The sequence below is a fragment of the Streptomyces katrae genome, from assembly GCF_000966975.1.
GTDB lineage: Bacteria > Actinomycetota > Actinomycetes > Streptomycetales > Streptomycetaceae > Streptomyces > Streptomyces katrae.
Window position 1 is genome coordinate 1 of sequence record NZ_JZWV01001297.1, and the last position, 2,689, is coordinate 2,689.

General features: G+C 70.4%; 3 protein-coding genes. All 3 read left to right on the forward strand.

Features of this window, described 5'->3' with window-relative positions:
- The first annotated feature begins 54 nt into the window (after window positions 1–54).
- The 3 genes from VR44_RS36360 (at window position 55) to gltX (ending at window position 2,586) form a co-directional block, all read left to right on the forward strand.
- Entirely contained in the window at window positions 55–240 is a 186-nt protein-coding gene (locus tag VR44_RS36360; RefSeq protein WP_045951935.1) for a hypothetical protein, read from the forward strand.
- Between the two features lie 89 nt (window positions 241–329).
- The gene (locus VR44_RS36365) at window positions 330–1,118 is read left to right on the forward strand and encodes a fumarylacetoacetate hydrolase family protein (RefSeq protein ID WP_045951936.1); all 789 of its coding nucleotides are present in this window, start codon (window positions 330–332) and stop codon (window positions 1,116–1,118) included.
- Window positions 1,111–2,586 carry a glutamate--tRNA ligase gene (gene gltX, locus VR44_RS36370; RefSeq protein ID WP_045951937.1) on the forward strand — a complete coding sequence of 492 codons (1,476 nt, stop codon included), beginning with the start codon at window positions 1,111–1,113 and terminating at the stop codon, window positions 2,584–2,586. The genes VR44_RS36365 and gltX overlap by 8 nt, the downstream gene beginning before the upstream one ends.
- Window positions 2,587–2,689: the final 103 nt, after the last annotated feature.

Below are 2,689 nucleotides of genomic sequence, written 5' to 3' on the forward strand. Positions count from 1 at the left end.
CCGGCGCAGCAGTAGACCCACACCCCACCAGCGAGCCGAGGGCCCGAAACTCCGATGAAGACGACGTCGATGATCCGCAACATAGCCAACCCCCGCCGCACCACCCTCGCGCACCTCAAGGACGCGGAGGAGCTGCAGGCGGCCCCGGCCACCCCGGAGCACCGCGTCGAGCTGCCCACCCAGACCGCGAACCCGCGCCGCACCGTCCTCATGAACGCCCCGGCCGCCGCCGCGCAGTAATAAGGAGCGCGAAGCGCCGGCCCCCACCGCGTTAGCCTGGAGTCCGCAGACTCCAGCCAGCGGAAACACAAGAGGGGCAGACGCAGCAGGTGCGCATCGCCAGGTTCTCGATCGACGGCAATGTCGCGTTCGGCGCGGTCGAGGGCAGCACTGCCCCCGGCGCCGAAGGCGAGCTTGTCCTCGACATCATCAAGGGCATCCCGTTCGCGGACTTCGAGCTCTCCGGCACGAAGGTCCCGCTGAGCAAGGTCCGGCTGCTGCCGCCCGTGCTCCCGAACAAGGTCGTGGCCGTGGGCCGCAACTACGCGGAGCACGCGGCGGAGCTCGGCAACGAGCTCCCCGAGGCGCCCATCACCTTCTTCAAGCCCTCCACCTCGGTGGTCGGCTCCGGTGACCCGATCGTCTACCCCTCCTTCTCCCAGGACGTCCACCACGAGGCGGAGCTCGCCGTGGTGATCGGCCGCATGTGCCGCGAGGTCCCGAAGGAGCGCGTCAAGGACGTCATCCTCGGCTACACCTGCGCCAACGACGTCACCGCCCGCGACGTCCAGCAGCGCGAGAAGCAGTGGGCCCGGGCCAAGGGCTTCGACAGCGCCTGCCCGCTCGGCCCCTGGATCGAGACCGACCTGGACCCGGCCGACCTGACCATCCAGTGCACCGTCAACGGCGAACAGCGCCAGCTCGGCCGCACCTCCGACATGGTCCGCTCCGTCGAGGACCTCGTCGTGCACATCAGCGAGGCCATGACGCTGCTCCCGGGCGACGTCATCCTCACGGGGACCCCGGCCGGAGTCGGCCCCCTCAACGTCGGCGACGAGGTCGCCGTCACCATCGAAGGCATCGGCACTCTCACCAACAAGGTGATCAAGCGTGGCTAACGCGAACGTCCGCGTACGTTTCTGTCCCTCCCCGACCGGCAACCCCCACGTGGGCCTGGTCCGCACCGCCCTCTTCAATTGGGCCTTCGCCCGCCACCACGGCGGTACGTTCGTCTTCCGCATCGAGGACACCGACGCGGCGCGCGACTCCGAGGAGTCCTACGTCCAGCTGCTCGACTCCCTGCGCTGGCTCGGCTTCACCTGGGACGAGGGCCCCGAGGTCGGCGGCCCGCACGCCCCGTACCGGCAGTCCGAGCGCATGGACATCTACAAGGACGTCGCCCAGCGGCTGCAGGACGGCGGCTACGCCTACCACTGCTACTGCACCACCGAGGAGCTCGACACCCGCCGCGACGCCGCCCGCGCCGCCGGCCGGCCCTCCGGCTACGACGGCCACTGCCGCGAGCTGAGCGCCGAGCAGGTCGCCGCGTACCAGGCCGAGGGCCGCACCTCCATCGTCCGCTTCCGGATGCCCGACGAGACCATCACCTTCACGGACCTGGTCCGCGGCGAGCTCTCCTTCACCCCGGAGAACGTGCCGGACTTCGGCATCGTCCGCGCGAACGGCGCCCCGCTGTACACGCTGGTCAACCCGGTCGACGACGCGCTGATGCAGATCACGCACGTCCTGCGGGGCGAGGACCTGCTCTCCTCCACCCCCCGCCAGATCGCCCTCTACAAGGCGCTCATGGAGATCGGCGTCGCCACCGGCGTCCCTCAGTTCGGCCACCTGCCGTACGTGATGGGCGAGGGCAACAAGAAGCTCTCCAAGCGCGACCCCGAGTCCTCGCTCAACCTCTACCGCGAGCGCGGCTTCCTCCCCGAGGGCCTGCTGAACTACCTCTCGCTCCTCGGCTGGTCCTTCTCCAAGGACCAGGACATCTTCTCGATCGAGGAGATGGTGGCGAAGTTCGACATCGACGGCGTCAACGCCAACCCGGCCCGCTTCGACCTCAAGAAGGCCGAGGCGATCAACGCCGACCACATCCGCCGGATGGACCCCAAGGCCTTCGCGGACGCCTGCCAGCCGTGGCTGCGCGCCCCGCACGCCAACTGGGCGCCGGAGGACTTCGACGCTGCGGCCTGGGAGCGGATCGCCCCGCACGCCCAGACCCGTGTGACCGTCCTCTCGGACATCACGGCGAACGTGGACTTCCTCTTCCTCAAGGAGCCCGTCGAGGACCAGGCGTCCTGGGACAAGGCCATGAAGGGCGAGCCGGCGGCCCTGCTGACCACGGCCCGCGCGAACCTCCTGGCCGCCGACTGGTCGGACCCGGAGTCCCTCAAGCAGGCCGTCCTGGCCGCCGGCGAGGCCCACGGCCTCAAGCTCGGCAAGGCCCAGGCCCCGGTCCGCGTGGCGGTCACCGGCCGCACCGTCGGCCTGCCGCTCTTCGAGTCCCTGGAGATCCTGGGCCAGGAGCGCTCGATCGCGCGCATCGACGCGGCCCTGGCGAAGCTCGCCGCCTGACCCGCGCCCTACCGAAGGGGCGGCAGCCGATCCGGCTGCCGCCCCTTCGGCGTTCCCGGCGGTGAGAACGCTCACACACCCCCGCCCCCCCCCGGTGTGACCC